This window comes from Brevundimonas variabilis (assembly GCF_014199945.1).
Classification (GTDB): Bacteria; Pseudomonadota; Alphaproteobacteria; order Caulobacterales; family Caulobacteraceae; genus Brevundimonas; species Brevundimonas variabilis.
Genome location: NZ_JACHOR010000001.1, coordinates 207,748 through 224,748 on the forward strand (window position 1 = coordinate 207,748; position 17,001 = coordinate 224,748).

Annotated in this window: 17 protein-coding genes and 1 tRNA gene; 13 read left to right on the top strand and 5 right to left on the bottom strand. The window is 67.0% G+C overall.

Annotation, left to right across the window (positions count from 1 at the left end):
• Positions 1-61 precede the first annotated feature (61 nt).
• The 3 genes from GGR13_RS00930 to GGR13_RS00940 all read right to left on the bottom strand — a co-directional run bounded on the left by GGR13_RS00930 (position 62) and on the right by GGR13_RS00940 (position 1,925).
• On the bottom strand, positions 62-1,069 hold the full coding sequence (locus GGR13_RS00930; protein ID WP_183211592.1) for a cation diffusion facilitator family transporter: 1,008 nt from the start codon (positions 1,067-1,069) through the stop codon (positions 62-64).
• Between the two features lie 10 nt (positions 1,070-1,079).
• Positions 1,080-1,739 (bottom strand): hypothetical protein, encoded by a 660-nt coding sequence (locus tag GGR13_RS00935; protein WP_183211593.1) that lies wholly within the window; start codon positions 1,737-1,739, stop codon positions 1,080-1,082.
• A 109-nt stretch (positions 1,740-1,848) separates the two neighbouring features.
• Positions 1,849-1,925: transfer RNA gene (locus GGR13_RS00940), tRNA-Arg, on the bottom strand.
• Between the two features lie 83 nt (positions 1,926-2,008).
• Here GGR13_RS00940 and GGR13_RS00945 point away from each other — a divergent pair.
• The 9 genes from GGR13_RS00945 to GGR13_RS00985 all read left to right on the top strand — a co-directional run bounded on the left by GGR13_RS00945 (position 2,009) and on the right by GGR13_RS00985 (position 10,528).
• Complete coding sequence (locus GGR13_RS00945; RefSeq protein WP_246347622.1) at positions 2,009-2,773, top strand: SDR family NAD(P)-dependent oxidoreductase; 765 nt, start codon at positions 2,009-2,011, stop codon at positions 2,771-2,773.
• The gene (locus tag GGR13_RS00950; RefSeq protein ID WP_183211594.1) at positions 2,773-3,381 is read left to right on the top strand and encodes a 2-hydroxychromene-2-carboxylate isomerase; all 609 of its coding nucleotides are present in this window, start codon (positions 2,773-2,775) and stop codon (positions 3,379-3,381) included. The genes GGR13_RS00945 and GGR13_RS00950 overlap by 1 nt, the downstream gene beginning before the upstream one ends.
• A gap of 154 nt (positions 3,382-3,535) precedes the next feature.
• Positions 3,536-3,976, top strand: a complete 441-nt coding sequence (locus GGR13_RS00955; RefSeq protein WP_183211595.1) for an ABA4-like family protein — start codon at positions 3,536-3,538, stop codon at positions 3,974-3,976.
• Between the two features lie 34 nt (positions 3,977-4,010).
• Complete coding sequence (locus GGR13_RS00960; protein WP_183211596.1) at positions 4,011-6,524, top strand: helicase-related protein; 2,514 nt, start codon at positions 4,011-4,013, stop codon at positions 6,522-6,524.
• Positions 6,521-6,991: an NUDIX domain-containing protein gene (locus GGR13_RS00965; protein ID WP_183211597.1), complete on the top strand. Its 471-nt coding sequence runs from the start codon at positions 6,521-6,523 to the stop codon at positions 6,989-6,991. Before GGR13_RS00960 ends, GGR13_RS00965 begins: the two co-directional genes overlap by 4 nt.
• A 9-nt stretch (positions 6,992-7,000) precedes the next feature.
• Entirely contained in the window at positions 7,001-7,450 is a 450-nt protein-coding gene (locus tag GGR13_RS00970) for a DMT family transporter (protein WP_183211598.1), read from the top strand.
• Between the two features lie 56 nt (positions 7,451-7,506).
• Positions 7,507-7,965 (top strand): YkgB family protein, encoded by a 459-nt coding sequence (locus GGR13_RS00975; protein ID WP_183211599.1) that lies wholly within the window; start codon positions 7,507-7,509, stop codon positions 7,963-7,965.
• A 40-nt stretch (positions 7,966-8,005) separates the two neighbouring features.
• Positions 8,006-9,880, top strand: a complete 1,875-nt coding sequence (uvrC, locus tag GGR13_RS00980) for an excinuclease ABC subunit UvrC (protein WP_183211600.1) — start codon at positions 8,006-8,008, stop codon at positions 9,878-9,880.
• A gap of 21 nt (positions 9,881-9,901) precedes the next feature.
• On the top strand, positions 9,902-10,528 hold the full coding sequence (locus tag GGR13_RS00985) for a carbonic anhydrase (RefSeq protein ID WP_183211601.1): 627 nt from the start codon (positions 9,902-9,904) through the stop codon (positions 10,526-10,528).
• Positions 10,529-10,535: 7 nt separating this feature from the next.
• Here the strand turns inward: GGR13_RS00985 and GGR13_RS00990 are convergent, their stop codons facing one another.
• Positions 10,536-11,699 (bottom strand): isovaleryl-CoA dehydrogenase, encoded by a 1,164-nt coding sequence (locus tag GGR13_RS00990; RefSeq protein ID WP_183211602.1) that lies wholly within the window; start codon positions 11,697-11,699, stop codon positions 10,536-10,538.
• 55 nt (positions 11,700-11,754) lie between these two features.
• On the bottom strand, positions 11,755-12,783 hold the full coding sequence (locus GGR13_RS00995; protein ID WP_183211603.1) for a lysozyme: 1,029 nt from the start codon (positions 12,781-12,783) through the stop codon (positions 11,755-11,757).
• 177 nt (positions 12,784-12,960) lie between these two features.
• Between GGR13_RS00995 and hslU the strand changes: the two genes are divergently transcribed.
• The 4 genes from hslU to GGR13_RS01015 all read left to right on the top strand — a co-directional run bounded on the left by hslU (position 12,961) and on the right by GGR13_RS01015 (position 16,926).
• The gene (hslU, locus tag GGR13_RS01000) at positions 12,961-14,259 is read left to right on the top strand and encodes an ATP-dependent protease ATPase subunit HslU (RefSeq protein WP_183211604.1); all 1,299 of its coding nucleotides are present in this window, start codon (positions 12,961-12,963) and stop codon (positions 14,257-14,259) included.
• A 101-nt stretch (positions 14,260-14,360) separates the two neighbouring features.
• The gene (locus GGR13_RS01005) at positions 14,361-14,786 is read left to right on the top strand and encodes a hypothetical protein (protein ID WP_183211605.1); all 426 of its coding nucleotides are present in this window, start codon (positions 14,361-14,363) and stop codon (positions 14,784-14,786) included.
• A gap of 3 nt (positions 14,787-14,789) precedes the next feature.
• Complete coding sequence (locus tag GGR13_RS01010) at positions 14,790-15,470, top strand: response regulator transcription factor (RefSeq protein WP_183211606.1); 681 nt, start codon at positions 14,790-14,792, stop codon at positions 15,468-15,470.
• A gap of 61 nt (positions 15,471-15,531) precedes the next feature.
• Complete coding sequence (locus GGR13_RS01015; protein WP_343060274.1) at positions 15,532-16,926, top strand: sensor histidine kinase; 1,395 nt, start codon at positions 15,532-15,534, stop codon at positions 16,924-16,926.
• The last annotated feature ends 75 nt before the right edge of the window (positions 16,927-17,001 follow it).

Sequence of the window (17,001 nt, forward strand, 5' to 3'; positions counted from 1 at the left end):
GATCCCCCCGATCGCCTGACCCCTTATGGCCGGGCGGAACCGCCCAGCACAAGACGCCGGCTCAGCAGCGCGGGCAATCCGGCAGGGGCTGGGGTTCGAGCTGAAGGGTGGAATGGCCGATGGCGTGGCGGCGTGCGACGGCCTGGGCTTCGGCCAGCAGGGTGTCGGCATCGGTCCGGTCATGCACCAGATGGGCCGTCAAGGCCGTCTCGGTCGTCGACAGGCCCCAGACATGCAGGTCATGCACCTCTCGGACACCCGGCAAACCACACAGCTCGTCGCGCAGGATATCAAGCTTCACGCTCGACGGCGTACCGTCCATAGCCAGGCCCGCCGAGTCTTTGAGCAATCCCCAGGTCCCGAGCACGATGACCACGACAATCCCGAGACTCACCAGGGGATCGATGATCGCCCACCCCGTGAACATTATGATCGCGCCCGAGATCACCACCCCGACGGAAACCGCCGCATCGGCCAGCATGTGCAGATAGGCGCCGCGCGCATTCAGGTCGCCATGCTGGGACTTCAGGAACAGCAATGCCGTGCCCAGATTGATCACCAAGCCGATGCCGGCCACCGCCATGATCAGGCCGGACTGCACCGGCGCTGGTTCGTTGAGTCGCCGGACAGCCTCGAAGGCGATCGCCCCGCAGGCAAAGATCAGCAGCAGGGCATTGGCCAGCGCGGCCAGCACCGTCGCCTTGCCAAAGCCATAGGTCAGCCGCGACCCGGCCGCCCGCCGCGCCAGAACGGCCGCGCCTCCGGCCATGGCCAGCCCCATGACGTCCGACAGATTGTGCCCGGCATCGGCCATCAGGGCCGTCGAGCCGCTGATGATCCCGGCTGTGAACTCGCAGACGACAAAGGCCAGGTTGACCAGCAGCCCGACCAGATAGCGCCAGTCACCGGTATCGACAGGTCCGTGATGGTGATGACCGTGACCATGGGCGTGGCTGTGCCCGTGATCCTTCCCGTGATCATGAGGCCCGTGATCGTGCCCCCCGTGGTCGTGCCCCCTGTGATCATGGCCGTGACCGGCGGGGTCGTGGGGAGCGTGGGTGTGGGCCATGACCCGACCCTTAGTGCTGATGCGTCACGACGAGAAGGCCCAGCGCGATCAGGGCCACCCCCAGGATCGCGCCTTCATACCGTGCCCAGCGCTCCAGCTTCAGGATCGAATAGCCCGCCCGCGCGATCGCCGTCAGCAGGACCATGCCCGCCACCGTGCCCACGGCAAAGCTGAGCGTCAGCAGCACCAGCACCGCCGCCCCCTCCGTCGCCGCCGACAGATACAGGGGCAACAGCACCTCGCCGGGCGACAGCGCCATCAGGGCCACCAGTCCGCCGAAGGCTGCGGCATCCGACACCTTGGGCTCGGGCAGCTCATAATCCGGCCCGCCGGCCGTGACGGGGCGCTTCAGCATGGCGCGCGTCAGATAAAAGGCCCCGAACAGGAACAGCAGCACCGCCGACAGATGCGGCAGCAGCCCCTCGACCCAGTGATCCAGCGCCAGGCCCGCCGCCACGATGAGGGCTCCGACCAGGGCGGTCGAGGCGATATGCGCCACCCCGGCCGCGACGGCCGCGCCCAGGGTCCGGGTCATGCCCCACCCCTGGGCCCGCCCGACCAGGACGAATGGCAGCCAGTGGGTCGGCAGGATGGCGTGCAGGAACGCCGCCGCAAACCCGCCCCCGAGGAGCGACAGCAGAACCGGTTGATCAAGATCGGACGGCGACATCGCCGGCCCTATAGCGTGTTACTTTATAACGGTCGAGCGAGATTCTGCAGGACAGGACGCCGGACAGCAGCAGGCGGGGCCTGACCGGGCAAGATCGTGGAACAACGGATGGCGACCCCGGAGGGACTCGAACCCCCGACCTCTGCTTTAGGAAAGCCTTGCTCTATCCGGCTGAGCTACGGGGTCACACAGAGGGTCCTAGCGGGTCGCGTCCGGCGGCGGAAGACGGTCTGGTGCATTTCCCGTTTTGACAGCGGGTCCGTTTTGATATGAAACTCTCCACCGAGGGAGATCCTGTCATGGCCCTGATGCCGACCTGTCTGATCATCGGAGCCGGCGACGGCGTGGGCGGGGCGGTGGCCAGGGCCTTTGCGCGCGAGGGCCTGGCGGTCTGCGTGACGCGCCGGCCGCGACATCTGGATCAGCTGGAGGCGCTGGCGAGCGCGATCCGGTATGAGGGCGGCGTGGCCCATGCTTACGGCGTCGATGCCCGTGACGAGGCGCAGATGATCGCCCTGTTCGACCGGATCGAGGCCGAGGTCGGGCCGCTGGAGGTCGTGGTGTTCAACATCGGAGCCAATGTCCGGTTCGACGTCGCCGAGACCACGGCTCAGGTCTATTCCAAGGTCTGGGAGATGGCGGCGCTGGCCGGCTTCTTCACCGGGCGCGAGGCCGCGCGGCGGATGGGCCCGCGCGGGCGGGGCACGATCCTGTTCACCGGCGCGACCGCCTCGATGCGGGGCGGCGCGGGCTTCTCGGCCTTTGCCGGCGCCAAGGCGGCCCTGCGGCAGCTGGCCCAGTCCCTGGCGCGCGAGATGGGGCCAAAGGGCGTCCATGTCGCCCATGTCGTGGTCGACGGCATGATCGACGGCACCTTTGCCCGGTCGATGGTGCCTGACATCCAGCCCCTGCTGGACGCCGATGCCATTCTGAAACCCGACGAGATCGCCAGGAACTATGTCTGGCTCCACAACCAGCAACGCAGTGCCTGGACCTTCGAGATGGACCTGCGCCCCTTCGCGGAGACATGGTGATGACGACCCGGACCATCGACTTCATCTTCGATTTCGCCAGCCCCAATGCCTATTTCAGCCATCACGCCCTGAAGGGGATCGCCGAACGGACGGGAGCCCGCGTCAACCTGATCCCCTGCCTGCTGGGCGGGATCTTCAAGGCCACGGGCAACCAGGCCCCGTTCGTCGCCTTTGGCGGAATCAAGGGCAAGATGGACTATGAGATGCTGGAGATCCGGCGCTTCATCGCCCGGCACGGCCTGACCCGGTTCCGGATGAACCCGCACTTTCCGATCAACAGCCTGACGGCGATGCGCGGCCTGTGTGCGGTCGAGCCGGGGCCGGATTTCGACACCGATGTCGAGGCCGTGCTGGCCGGGTTCTGGGAGCGGGGACTGGCCATGGGCGATGTTGCGGTCCTGGCCTCGGTCATCGCCGAAGCCGGACTGGATGCCGCGGTGATCCTCGAGCAGGCCCAGACCGACCCGGTGAAGGCGATCCTGGCCGCCAATACCGAAGCGGCCGTCGCTCGCGGCACCTTCGGCATCCCCACCTTCTTCGTCGGCGAGGAGATGGTCTTCGGCAAGGAAAGGCTCGGCCAGGTCGAGGAAATGGTGGCCGTGGCATGATTGTGGTTAATCAGTCTTAAGATACAATATCTTGTAGGGAACAAACCCCGAATCGGCGGGTGTCACTGATTCGGTCCTGATTCGTTTCGCCCCTGTTCCGCCCTTTGCGGTCGGGCCGTTAATCCCCCGGCGGCCGATCGCCAAGGAGAGCCTCATGGACGCTTCCACCCTGTTCGATCTGGCCAATGCCGGGGCGCTGGCCGGCTGGCTCCTGCTGGTGGCGGCACCGCTGAAGCGAGGCTGGCTGGTGCCCGGGGCGAGGATCGTCGGCGTACTTCTGGCCGTGACCTATTCCGCCCTGCTGATCGGGGCCGTGACCAGCGGCCGAGTTGGCGAAGGTGGCGGCGATTTCACCTCGCTGGCCGGGGTGACGGCGCTGTTCTCACAGCCCGAGGGGGTGCTGGTCGGCTGGGTGCACTATCTGGCGTTCGATCTGTGGGTCGGGGCTTGGGCGGTCGAGGATGCGCACCGCCGCGGGCTGAAACACGCCTTCGTCCTGCCCTGCCTCGTTTTCGTCTTCCTCGCAGGCCCGCTGGGATTGCTGCTTTATCTCGCGGCGAGGACCGGACTGGCGCGCGACAAAACCTTCGCTTGAGGAACCGGCCAACCGTCGCCACCTTATCCCCATCATGAGTGACCGCCCGACAGGCCAGCCTCCTTCTCGCGTCGTCGCGGTGCTGGGGCCGACGAATACCGGCAAGACGCATCTGGCGGTCGAGCGGATGCTGGGCCACGCCTCGGGCATGATCGGCCTGCCGCTGCGACTGCTGGCGCGCGAAATCTACGAGCGGATCGTCAAACAGCGCGGGGCCAATGCCGTTGCCCTGATCACGGGCGAGGAGAAGATCATCCCCGCCCGGCCGCATTTCTGGGTCTGTACGGTCGAGGCCATGCCGCTGGAGCGCGAGGTCGAGTTCCTGGCCGTGGACGAGATCCAGCTGGTTGCGGATCCCGAGCGGGGCCATGTCTTCACCAGCCGGATGCTGCACGCCCGGGGCCGGTTCGAGACCATGTTCCTGGGGGCCGCGACCATGGCCCCGCTGATGCGGAGGTTGATCCCGGACGTGGAGATCGTGACGCGTGAGCGGCTGTCCAGCCTGACCTATGCGGGGTCAAAAAAGCTGACCCGCCTGCCCCGGCGCAGCGCCATCGTCGCCTTCAGCACCGAGCAGGTCTATGCCATCGCCGAGCTGATCCGGCGCCAGAGGGGCGGGGCGGCCGTAGTCATGGGCTCGCTCAGCCCCCGCACCCGCAACGCCCAGGTCGCCCTGTTCCAGTCGGGCGAGGTTGACTTCCTGGTGGCCACCGACGCCATCGGCATGGGGCTGAACATGGAGGTCGACCATGTGGCCTTCGCCGGTATCCGGAAATTCGACGGCCTGCGCACCCGCTGGCTGCATGCGCACGAGATTGGCCAGATCGCCGGTCGGGCGGGACGCCACATCCGCGACGGCACCTTCGGCGTCACCGGCGAATGCCAGGAGCTGGACGAGGACCTGGTCGAACAGGTGGTCGAGCACCGCTTCGATCCGGTTCAGGCAGCGGAATGGCGCAATGCCCGGCTGGATTTCGATACCGTGCCTGACCTGCTGCGGTCCCTGACCCAGGTCCCGAATGTCCACGGCCTCAAGCTGACCCGGACGGCGCTGGACGAGACCCTGCTGCGCCGCGCCATCACCGACGACGAGATCAAGCGGATCGGCCGGTCGCGCGGCACGATCATGCGGCTGTGGGAGGCCTGCCAGCTGCCGGACTTCCAGAAGACCACGCTGGACGAACACGCCCGGCTGTCGCGCGACATCTTCCAAGCCCTGACCGGCAAGCGGGGCCGCCTGACCGAGGACTGGATCGGACCGCGCTTTGCCGACGTCGATCGCGATGATGGCCAGATCGACCAGCTGTCGGCCCGCCTGTCGGCCGTCCGCACCCTGTCCTACATCGCCAACCGGCCGGACTGGCTGGATCAGGCCCAGGGCTGGCGGGATCGCACCCGGGCGCTGGAGGACCGGCTGTCGGACGTACTGCACGAGCGGCTGACCGCCCGGTTCGTGGATCGCAAGACCACCGCTCTGATGCGCAGTCTGAACGACCGGGACGTGTCCCTGGCCGAGGTCGCGACCGACGGCGTCGTTACCGTCGATGGCGAGGCTGTGGGCCATCTGACGGGGGTCGCTTTCCGGCCCGAGACGGGCACCTCCGCCCTGGCCAACAAGACGCTGAAGACCACCGCCCTGCGCGCCGTGGGCCCGGAGATCGCGCGGCGGCTGGGGCGGCTGGCCGCCGATCCGGACGAGGCCTTCAGCCTGACGCCCGATGGCCATGTGCTCTGGAACGGAGCCATCGCGGGCCGGATCCTGTCCACGGCGACCGGAGCCGACCCCTTTGCGCCCCAGGTGCGGCTGCTGGGCGAACTCGGCCCTGCCCCGGCCCGGGAGCGGGCCCGCCGCCGGATCGAGGCCTGGGCCGCGGCCGAGGCCGGGCGAGCGCTCCGGGACCTTCGCCGCCTGAAGCAGGCGGTCGAGACGGGGAGCCTCAAGGGCCTGCCGCGCGGGATCGCCTTTCGCCTGATCGAGGCCGGTGGGCTGATCGACCGGCGCGACGTCGAGCGCGACCTGGCCGCCCTCAGCCAGGTCGAGCGGCGGACGCTGCGGACCTTTGCCATCCGGACCGGGGTGCATTCCGTCTGGCTGCCCGGCCTGATGAAGCCGCGCGCCCGTGCCTTTGCCCGGGCCTTCGTCGACCTGCCCCTTCTGCCCGCCAGCGAGGCGACAGCCCTGCATCCGGCTCCCGCCGATCCGGTCATGCCGCGCGCCCTGTCCGCCCTGGGTCTGCGTCTGGCCGGCAAATGGCTGGTGCCGGTAGAGGCGCTGGAGACGATGGCGACCGCGCGCGCCGCCAATGCGGGCCGCATTCCCGACGAGGCCCTGACGACCCTTGGCTGGACCCCCGATCAGGCGAAAGCTGTGGTCAGCGCCCTCAAGACCGAGCGCGCCCGCATGCCCGATCGCCCGGGCGAGGCCCCCCGCGTGGTGAAGGACTCGCCGTTTGCCATTCTGGAACAGCTCAATGCACCCGCCGCACCCAGAACCACCCGCAAACGTCCTGCGCGGCGCCGCGCGAAGGCGGCGGCGAAACCGGCATGACCTGGCGCGCCCGCATCGAGCCCTTCACCCGTCCGGTCTTCTTCGCCGTCTCGCGACTTCAGCGCGGGATGACACTGGGGGTGCGAACGGTCGCGATCGACGGCGAGGGCCGGGTCATGCTGGTCAAACACACCTATCTGTACGGCTGGTGGCTGCCCGGCGGCGGGGTGGATCGGGGCGAGGACTGCCCGGCCGCTGCCGTCCGTGAACTTCGCGAGGAGACGGGTCTGGTCGCCACTGCTCCACCCCGGCTGATCTCGGTCCATTCCAACGAACGGTTCTTTCGCGGCGACCATGTGCTGGTCTTTGCCGTCGACGCCTTCACGGTCGGCGAACGCACCAGCCATGGCGAGATTGCGGAGATCGGCTGGTTTCATCCCGACGCCCTGCCCGACGACGCTCATCGATCGACACGGGACAGGCTGGCGGAAATCTTCGGGGGTGTTTCGGCCTCACCAGCTTGGTAAGTCGGTGACATGAACCCGTCCGCTGCCCTCGCCATCCTCGCCGTCGTTCTTGCTGGCGGAGCCACCGCGCTTCAGGCCCCGACCAATGCGCGGCTGATGACCGCGGTCGGGTCGCCGGTGAATGCCGCCTTTGTGTCCTTCGCGGTGGGCACGGCGGTGCTGGGGGTCCTCGCCCTGGTCCTGCAGACGCGGCCCGACCTGACGGCGGCCAGGGGCCTGCCCTGGTACGCCTGGATGGGCGGAGTTTACGGCGTGGTGTTCGTGATCGCCGCGACCTGGGCCGTGCCAAGGATGGGTGTGGCGACGACCGTGACTCTGATGGTGGCCGGCCAGTTGATGCTCAGCCTCGCCCTGGATCATTTCGGTGCCCTTGGCGTCCCGAAACAGCCGATCAATCTGACGCGAATTGCGGGAATCGCCCTGGTCATCGGCGGTGTGCTGCTGGCCCGTCGCGGCTGAGCGTAACCGAACGGCCAGTCGCGGCGTAGCTCGGGATTCAATCCTGGACCTTCGCCATGACACAGCTCGCCAGCCAGCCCGCTCTCGATGGCCGCGCCGCCTTGCGGTTCGGAATCGCCCTGATCCTGTTGTGGTTCGGATACATGAAATTCCTGCCTTATGAGGCCGAGGGCGTGGCCGGGATTGCCCGGGACTACTGGCTCTTCGGCTGGCTGTATCCGATCGTCGGCGTGTCCGGCGCGTCCATTTTGATCGGCGTGCTCGAGATCACGGCGGGCCTGCTGATCGCAGCGGGCGGACGCTGGCCCATCGCAGGACTGATGGGTGGACTGATGGGCATCTCGACCTTCATGGTGACGCTCAGCTTCTTCTTCACAGCACCCGGCATCGTGGCCGACGGCTATGCCTTCCCGGGCCTGGGCTCGACCGGGCAGTTCCTGGCCAAGGACATAGGCCTGCTCGCAATCTGTATTTTTCTGACCCTGGACGCCAGAAACCGCGTGATGCGCGCCTGAAGCCTCACTTTCGAAGACAAGCGGGCCTATATTGGCGCGGATGACCGAGGAGACGATTCTCAGCACGCCCAGCCTTCAGGCCGCCGACCTGATCCGCGACGAGGCGCGGCGTGCCCCTGACAAGCCCGGTGTCTACCGGATGTATGGGGAGGACGGCACTTGCCTCTATGTGGGCAAGGCCAAGTCGATCAAGAAGCGCATCCTCCAGTATGCGCAGGGCCGTTTCCACACCCAGCGCATCGGCCTGATGGTGTCGCTGACCCGGTCGATGGAGCTGGTGGTCACCGCTTCCGAGACCGAGGCCCTGCTGCTTGAATCCAATTTCATCAAGAAGCTGAAGCCGCGGTTCAACGTCGTGCTGAGGGACGACAAATCCTTTGCCGAACTGATGATCCGCAAGGATCACCGCGCGCCCCAGGTCAGGAAGCATCGCGGGGCCCATTCGACGCCGGGGGATTATTTCGGGCCCTTCGCCTCGACCTGGGCGGTCAACCGGACGCTCAACACCCTGCAGAAGGCCTTCCTGCTGAGGTCCTGTTCGGACAGTGTCTACGAGACCCGGACCCGCCCCTGCATGCTGCATCAGATCAAGCGCTGCTCGGCCCCCTGCACCGGCCTGATCTCGCTTGAGGACTATGGCGACCTGGTCGAGGAGGCCTCGCAGTTCCTGAAGGGCAAGTCGCGCGCCGTGATCGCCCGCCTGTCGGCCGACATGACCACCGCCGCCGAGGCCATGGACTTCGAACAGGCGGCTCGGGTCCGGGATCGCATCCGGGCCCTGTCGGCCATCGCGATGGAGAATTCGGTCAGCGCCGACAGCGTGGCCGAGGCCGACGTCTTCGCCCTGTTCTCCGAGGGCGGGCAGGCCTGTGTTCAGGTCTTCTTCTATCGGGCGGGCCAGAACTGGGGCGGCCGGGCCTATTTCCCGCGTGTGGACAAGACCGACACCGATCCGGAAATCCTCGCGGCCTTTCTGGGCCAGTTCTACGAGGACAAGCCGATCCCGCGCCTGATCCTGTCGAACGTCCGCCCGCACGAGCTGGAGCTGCTGGAGGAGGCCTTTTCGATGAAGGCCGAGCGCAAGGTCGAGATCGCCCGTCCCCTGCGCGGCGACAAGCTCAGCCTTGTCGACCACGCCCACACCAATGCCCGCGAGGCCCTCGGTCGCAAGATGGCCGAGGGATCGGCCCAGGGCAAAATCCTGGATGAGGTCTGCGAGGCCTTCGGGCTCGAGACCCGACCCGAGCGGATCGAGGTCTATGACAACGCCCACATCCAGGGGACCAATGCCGTAGGCGGCATGATCGTGGCGGGACCCGAAGGCTTCCAGAAGTCGCAGTACAGGAAGTTCAATATCCGCGACGCCGACCTGTCGCCGGGCGACGACTACGGGATGATGCGCGAGGTCATGCGCCGCCGGTTCAGCCGACTGGTCAAGGACGAGGAGGAAGGGACCGAGGAGGTCGTCCGTCCCGACCTGCTGCTGATCGACGGGGGTGCCGGCCAGCTGGCCGAGGTGCTGGCCGTGCTGGCCGATCTGGGTCTGGACGACATCGCCGTGGTCGGCGTGGCCAAGGGGCCGGACCGCGACGCCGGGCTGGAGCGAATGTTCATGCCGGGCAAGCCGCCGTTCATGCTGCCGCTGAAATCGCCAGCCCTCTACTACATCCAGCGCCTGCGCGACGAGGCGCACCGTTTTGCCAACGGGGCCCACCGCACCCGGCGTTCGATGGACATCAAGAAGAACCCGCTGGACGAGATCGAGGGCGTCGGCCCCGGTCGCAAGAAGGCCCTGCTGCATGCCTTCGGCTCGGCCAAGGGCGTGTCGAGGGCCGCTGTGGTTGATCTGATGAAGGTCGACGGGATCAACCAGCCGCTGGCCGAACGTATCCACGCCTTCTTCCGCAAGTCGTGAGCGAGGCCTAGAACCCCGGCCATGACGACCGAATCAAACGACCCCCTGTTTTCCGGCTACCGTCGCTTTCGCGAGCACCACTGGCCCGAGGCCAAGGCCGAGTATGAAGCCCTCGCCGCCGACGGCCAGCGTCCGCACACCCTGGTGGTCGCCTGTTCCGACAGCCGCGCCGATCCGGCTCTGATCTTCGACACCGCGCCGGGCCAGCTGTTCGTGGTGCGCAACGTCGCCAATCTGGTCCCGCCCTATGAGCCCGACGGCCAGCTTCACGGCGTGTCGGCAGCCCTCGAATTCGGGGTCAAGGTCCTGGGCGTATCGCGGATCGTGGTCATGGGCCACGCCCACTGCGGGGGTGTTGCCGCCATGCGGACCGGAGCACCCGAAAGCGTGCAGGACTTCGTCGCCCCATGGATCGCCCAGGGCACGCCCGTCGTGCGCCGGATCGCCGAGGCAGTCGAGCCCGATCAGGTCGAGCAGGCCTCCGAGGAGGCCGTCGTCCGACTGTCGCTGGACAACCTGCGCACCTTCCCCTGGATCGCCGAACGCGAGACAGCAGGCACGCTCAGCCTGACCGGACTGCATTTCGGCATTGCCGACGGCATCCTGCGGGTCCTGACCGGCAAGGCGCGGTTCGAACCGATCGGCTGAGCCGGGGTCAGCTTCCCAGCAGTTCCCGACCGATCAGGAAGCGGCGGATCTCGTTCGTTCCCGCGCCGATGTCATACAGTTTGGCGTCCCGAACCAGGCGCTCGACTGGCCAGTCCTTGGTATAGCCGGCACCGCCCAGGGCCTGAACGGCTTCCAGCGACACCTTCACGGCGTTCTCGGACGCCAGCAGGATCGCACCCGCCGCGTCATAGCGGGTCGTCAGACCCTGGTCGCAGGCTTTGGCCACGGCATAGACATAGGTCCGGGCGCTATTCAGGGCGACATACATGTCGGCGATCTTGCCCTGCATCAGCTGGAAGCTGCCGATCGCCTTGCCGAACTGCTTGCGGTCACGGACATAGGGCAGGACCACGTCCAGCGCGGCCTGCATGATGCCCAGAGGGCCGGCGGCCAGAACAGCGCGCTCGTAGTCAAGGCCGCTCATCAGGACGGCTGCACCCCGGCCCTCGCCGCCCATGATGTTCTCGGCCGGGACCTCGCAATCCTCGAACACGAGTTCCGCCGTATCGGAGCCGCGCATGCCCATCTTGTCCAGCTTCTTCGAGACGCTGAAACCCTTCATGCCCTTCTCGATCAGGAAGGCCGTGACCCCGCCATTGCCGTCACCGGTGCGGGCATAAACCACCAGGGTCTCGGCATGCGGAGCGTTGGTGATCCAGAATTTGGTGCCGTTCAGGACGTAGCGATCGCCCTTTTTCTCGGCCCGGGTCCGCATGGACATGACGTCCGATCCGGAGCCCGCCTCGGACATGGCCAGCGAGCCGACGTGTTCGCCGCTGATCAGTTTCGGCAGATAACGCGTCTTCTGGTCGTCCGTGCCCCAGCGGCGGATCTGGTTGACGCACAGGTTGGAGTGGGCCCCATAGGCCAGGCCGATCGAGGCCGAGGCCCGGCTGACCTCTTCCATCGCCACCACGTGCTCGAGATACCCCAGGCCCAGGCCGCCCCACTCTTCCTCGACGGTGATGCCATGCAGGCCCAGTTCGCCCATCTCGGGCCACAGGTCGCGGGCGAAGGCGTTGGTCTCGTCGATCTCGGCTGCGCGCGGAGCCAGCCGGTCGGCGGCCCAGCGGGCGGTGGTGTCACGGATGGCGTCGGCGGTCTCGCCGAGGCCGAATTCCATCGATTGGGGGGCGTTGGGTATGCTCATGGCGCTGGCCTAGCACCGGCCGGAGCGGTTCGCAAAACGCGCAAGACCTTGCCCGTCAGGGGCGCGACGTTCGGCCCCAGCGGTCATACATCTTCCAGCCCGCATAGCCGATGAAGCCGATCGACAGCACCGCCAGCAGCCAGCCCGAAAGGGCGATCTCGCCGGACCGGGCAGACGGCATCGCGGACAGACGAAGCGTGCCCATGGCCACGCCAAACCCGATGAATCCGGCGCCGCCGATCAGGAGCCAGGGCAGGGCTGTCTTCCAGTCGAAGGCCGGGTCGGGCCGACGTACGGCATGTTTCAGGATTTCGTCGTCTGCGGTCAGCGGACGCGCGTTGACCGGGCCGTCGAACTCGACCGGCTTGTCGCCCAATGTCTGGGCCACGGGCTCGATCACAGGATCGGTCGCGGGCAGGTCTGCCGGGAAGGGCGCGGGAGCGGGGTCGTCATTGGCCGCAAGGGTCTGCGGCGCGGCGGCGTTCATCACCTCGGGCTCTGTTGCGGGTGCAGGCGTGGGCTCCACCTCCGGCACAGGGACAAAGCTGTCATCGGCCGAAGGGAACGGCAGGATCGTCCCGTCTTCCTCCACGGGGGGAAGCGGAGCGGTCAGCAGGTCGGCGACGCTGGCTTCCCGCGACGGATCGGTCGTGAAGAGGGCACGCTCGGCGCTTCGGCGGCGAACGACCGCTTCAGGCGAGGGGTTTTCGGGCCAGCCGATCAGGGCGTCGGCCGCCATGACGGCTTCGCCCCGGTTCAGCCGGTGCAGCACATCGGAACCGCGGAAATCATCAATCCCGACCGAATAGGCGAAACTGGCCAGGGCATCGAACTGGTGCTGGTTCAGCGGTGTCGTCGCGCCTTCGTTGATTGCGTCGGTGACGGCCAGCAGGTCATAGCGCAGCAGCAACTCGGCTTCGGGCTCGGTGACGGCCGCGCCTTCACGGGCAGAGCGCGTGTGGCCGTAACCGATGACCCACTGGTTCCCGCGCTTCAATGCCCGGGGTCGGAACCCCTCCAGGCTCTTGATGAGGGCGATCCCTTCGGCGGAGACCTTCAGCTTCTGGCGCGTGGCGTCGGACAAGGCAGTGACCCAAAACGAGACAGGCGAGCTCGCCCGGCTATACACCTCGCAAGGGGCGCGCCGGAAACCCCGTTCGCCTGTGTGGGGTGCGAACGGGTCGGAATTTCGACCCCGTTTGCGCCGTTGCTTCGGCGGCCATCCCTTTCCGGCGAGGGCTGGCCGTCCTATCTGCCAGTCATGACCGATCTGTCGCCGCGTGAAATCGTTTCAGAACTCGACCGCTTCATTGTGGGCCAGCACGATGCCAAGCGCGCCGTCGCCGTCGCCCTGCGCAATCGCTGGCGTCGCAAGCGCACGCCCGAAGCGATCCGTGACGAGATCACGCCCAAGAATATCCTGCTGATCGGACCGACCGGCGTCGGCAAGACCGAGATTGCCCGACGCCTCGCCCGACTGGCGGGTGCGCCTTTCCTGAAGGTGGAGGCGACCAAATTCACGGAGGTCGGCTACGTCGGTCGCGACGTCGACCAGATCATGCGTGATCTGGTGGAAGCGGCCTTGATCATGGTCCGCGACAGTCGCCGATCCGGCGTGCATGCCAAGGCGGAACGGGCCGCCGAAGAGCGGATCCTGGACGGCCTCGTGGGCGCCGGCTCCCAGCCCGCGACACGGGAGGCCTTCAGGAAACGGCTTCGTGATGGCGAGATGGACGACAAGGAGATCGAGATCGCCTTGCAGGACACGGCGTCCCCTATTCCCGGGCTCGACATGCCGGGTGCCAATGTGGGGATGGTCAATCTGTCGGAAATGCTGGGCAAGCTAGGCGGGGGGCGTACCAAATCGGTACGCATGACCGTCCATGATGCCATGGCACCGCTGATCGCCGAAGAGAGCGACAAACTGCTCGATCAGGACAGCCTGACCCGCGATGCCATCAGGCTCGCCGAGCAGGAAGGCATCGTCTTCCTCGACGAGATCGACAAGGTCGCCGGGCGTCAGGACCGCGGCGGTGCCGACGTCAGCCGCGAAGGCGTCCAGCGTGATCTGCTGCCCCTGATCGAGGGCACCACTGTCTCGACCAAATACGGCCCGGTGAAATCGGACCATGTCCTGTTCATCGCATCAGGGGCCTTTCACGTTTCCAAGCCGAGCGACCTGCTGCCGGAGCTTCAGGGACGGCTGCCGATCCGTGTCGAGTTGAAGGCGCTGACCCGCGACGACTTCGTGCGCATCCTGACCGAGCCCGAAGCCAATCTGATCGCCCAGAACCAGGCGCTGCTGGCGACGGAGGATGTGGTCCTGACCTTCACGCCGGACGCCGTGGAAGCCTTGGCAGACGCCGCCGTGGCCGCCAATTCCACCGTCGAGAACATCGGCGCGCGTCGCCTGCAGACCGTTCTGGAAAAGGTTCTCGAGGAGACCAGCTTCAAGGCCTCGGACCTGTCCGGCCAGACCGTGCTGTTCGACGGTGCGGCGGTGCGGGACAAGGTTGCCGATCTGGCCCGCGATGCCGACCTGAGCCGCTTTATCCTGTAGGTGGGATGTCCGGCAGAATCGGGAGGCTTTCCCGTGGCCGTGAAACCAACCTAGACTGAACGTTCAGCCCCTGTTCAGAGGCGGGATCCTACAAGCGGCCCATGACCCGTAACCGCGTAATCCTGATCGCCATGCTGATCGGCTCCATGCCGGTCGCAACCGCTGCGTCGGCACAAACCCTTGTGCCCGCGTCGGCGCAGGCCTCGCCGGCCGTTGCCCTGTTTGCCGCCCTTGCCGACGATCAGCAGACGCGAGACCGCATCCGGGAGCGTGGTCGGGATGACGACGATCGCGACCGGTTCGAGGAGCGACTCCGCGAGCGTGGCCGGGACCGGGATGACCGTCGCGGATCAGATCGATCCGCCAACCCTGGTGACGCCGCGCGCGCCGTAGCCTCAGGGCGCGATGGCCGCATGCTCGGCATCCGCCCTGCAGGCGACGGCTTTGTCGTGCGGTGGGAATACCCCGGCGGTCGGGTGTCCGATATTCGCGTCGACGGCCGGACCGGCCGTGTTTCCGGAGACTGAACCATGCGCATCCTGCTCGTCGAGGACGACGTCGATCTCTCGCGCCAGCTGAAGTCAGCCCTGTCGGATGCCGGCTACGCCGTCGACCATGCGGCCGATGGTGAGGAAGCCCATTTCCTGGGCGATACCGAGCCCTATGACGTCGTGGTTCTGGACCTGGGTCTGCCCAAGATCGATGGCGTTTCGGTGCTCGAGCGCTGGCGTCGGGACGGGAAGACCACGCCGGTCCTGATCCTGACGGCGCGCGGCGCATGGTCCGACAAGGTCTCGGGCTTCGACGCCGGGGCGGACGACTATCTGACCAAGCCTTTCCACACGGAAGAACTGCTGGCGCGGCTCAGGGCCCTGCTGCGCCGCTCGGCGGGCATCGCGTCCGCGACCCTGGCCTGCGGCGGCCTGCGTCTTGACCCGCGGGCGGCGCGCGCCAGCGTCAATGGCGAGCCGCTCCGCCTGACATCGCTGGAATACCGGCTGCTGCATTACATGATGATGCACCAGGGACGCGTGATCAGCCGGACCGAACTGGTCGAGCATCTGTACGACCAGGATTTCGACCGCGATTCCAACACCATCGAGGTGTTCATCGGACGGGTTCGCAAGAAGATCGGCACCGATCGCATCGAGACTGTGCGAGGGCTCGGCTATCGGCTGACGCCCCTGACAGGCGAAAGCGAAGCGGCGTGACTCACGGGTGAGCCAGGCGCAGGTTTCAGACTCCGGGCCAGAAACGGTCTCGAAGCAGCGCGTGGCTGACGGGTGGCTGTTCCGGCCGGGCCGATCGCTGACGCGGCGGCTTGTCTGGCTCGCTTCCGCCTGGATTGCCCTGGCCCTGATCGTGACCGGCGCGGTCCTGACCTACCAGTTTCAGGAATCAGCGCTGCGGCGGCTCGGCAATGTGCTGGCCGAGACGATCGACGAGGCCGTGATTGCCACGACCGTCATGCCCGACGGGACGGTGCAGACGACCCCCATTCTGGACGCCCGGACCCTTCGCCTTCTGTCGGGGAAGTACTGGGCGGTCGCCGAGCCGGACGGCAATGGCGGCTTGCGCACGCTGATCCGGTCGGCCTCGCTCGGCAACGAAAGCCTCGCCGTGCCGCGCGATCTGCCGGCCCAGCTGGCCGGAGCAGCCGGCATAAACATCACCTATAATTCCGTCGGACCCAATGATGAGCCGCTAAGGGTGGCGGCCAGCCTGAAGACCCTGCCGGGGCGCAGTGCGCCGATCGTCTTCCTGGCAGGGATCGACCGCTCCGACATCGACGCCGATGCCCGCCAGTTCGCCACGCTCGCCTGGGTCACTCTGGGCCTTCTGGGCATTGGCCTGCTGATCGCCGTCTTCCTGCAGGTGCGCATCGGCCTGCGCCCCCTCTATGACCTGAGGGACGAGATCTCGAACGTCCGGAAAGGCAAGGCCGCCCGGATCGAGCGGACCTATCCTGCCGAAATTTCGCCTCTGGCCGCGCAGGTCAACCGGCTGCTGGACCACAATCAGGATGTGGTCGAACGGCAGCGAACCCATGTCGGCAACCTGGCCCACGCACTCAAGACTCCCCTGTCCGTCATGCTGGCCGAGGCCAGTGGCGATCCCTCGCAACTGGCCGAGATCGTCCGGCGTCAGTCCGACGTGATGAAGGGGCAGGTCGACCACCACCTGCGACGCGCGCGAGCGGCCGCCCGGTCGCAGGGTCTGGGCGAGCGCACGCCCGTGCCGGAGGTGCTGGACGAAATGTCGGTCATGCTGGAGCGCGTCTTCCAGTCCAAACCGGTCGAGATCGATTGGCGGGCTCCCGACGCCCTCGGTTTCCTTGGCGAGCGGCAGGATCTGCAGGAAATTCTCGGCAATCTGATGGAAAATGCCTGCAAATGGTGCGCTCGCAAGGTGCGCGTGTCGGCGGGTGCCAGCGGTCTCGGCCAGATGATCGTTGTGGTGGAAGACGACGGCCCGGGCCTGGCAGCCGATCGCTACGACGAGGTGATGAAGCGCGGGGCCCGGGCAGACGAGGATACGCCCGGATCCGGGCTGGGTCTGGCCATCGTCGATGACCTGACGCGGGCGTATGGCGGCCGGTTGACGCTCGGCCCCAGTGATCTGGGGGGACTGAAGGCCATTCTCTCCCTCCCGGCCGCAGAGGTCTGAAGAGAACGTTCGAAACTGTTAACCTTGTTCGACCAGTATCGCCGTTCGACCGGGTAAGGCACCGGCGCAGGAGCT

Bases quoted from the DNA above. Each gene is read 5' to 3' on its own strand.
- GGR13_RS00975 (WP_183211599.1), top strand. From the start codon at position 7,507: ATGACACAGCTCGCCAGCCAGCCCGCTCTCGATGGCCGCGCCGCCTTG.
- GGR13_RS01010 (WP_183211606.1), top strand. From the start codon at position 14,790: ATGCGCATCCTGCTCGTCGAGGACGACGTCGATCTCTCGCGCCAGCTG.
- GGR13_RS00955 (WP_183211595.1), top strand. From the start codon at position 3,536: ATGGACGCTTCCACCCTGTTCGATCTGGCCAATGCCGGGGCGCTGGCC.
- GGR13_RS00965 (WP_183211597.1), top strand. From the start codon at position 6,521: ATGACCTGGCGCGCCCGCATCGAGCCCTTCACCCGTCCGGTCTTCTTC.
- GGR13_RS00990 (WP_183211602.1), bottom strand. From the start codon at position 11,699: ATGAGCATACCCAACGCCCCCCAATCGATGGAATTCGGCCTCGGCGAG.
- GGR13_RS01005 (WP_183211605.1), top strand. From the start codon at position 14,361: ATGACCCGTAACCGCGTAATCCTGATCGCCATGCTGATCGGCTCCATG.
- GGR13_RS00945 (WP_246347622.1), top strand. From the start codon at position 2,009: ATGAAACTCTCCACCGAGGGAGATCCTGTCATGGCCCTGATGCCGACC.
- hslU (WP_183211604.1), top strand. From the start codon at position 12,961: ATGACCGATCTGTCGCCGCGTGAAATCGTTTCAGAACTCGACCGCTTC.
- GGR13_RS00950 (WP_183211594.1), top strand. From the start codon at position 2,773: ATGACGACCCGGACCATCGACTTCATCTTCGATTTCGCCAGCCCCAAT.
- GGR13_RS00960 (WP_183211596.1), top strand. From the start codon at position 4,011: ATGAGTGACCGCCCGACAGGCCAGCCTCCTTCTCGCGTCGTCGCGGTG.
- GGR13_RS00970 (WP_183211598.1), top strand. From the start codon at position 7,001: ATGAACCCGTCCGCTGCCCTCGCCATCCTCGCCGTCGTTCTTGCTGGC.
- GGR13_RS00930 (WP_183211592.1), bottom strand. From the start codon at position 1,069: ATGGCCCACACCCACGCTCCCCACGACCCCGCCGGTCACGGCCATGAT.
- GGR13_RS00935 (WP_183211593.1), bottom strand. From the start codon at position 1,739: ATGTCGCCGTCCGATCTTGATCAACCGGTTCTGCTGTCGCTCCTCGGG.
- GGR13_RS00985 (WP_183211601.1), top strand. From the start codon at position 9,902: ATGACGACCGAATCAAACGACCCCCTGTTTTCCGGCTACCGTCGCTTT.
- uvrC (WP_183211600.1), top strand. From the start codon at position 8,006: ATGACCGAGGAGACGATTCTCAGCACGCCCAGCCTTCAGGCCGCCGAC.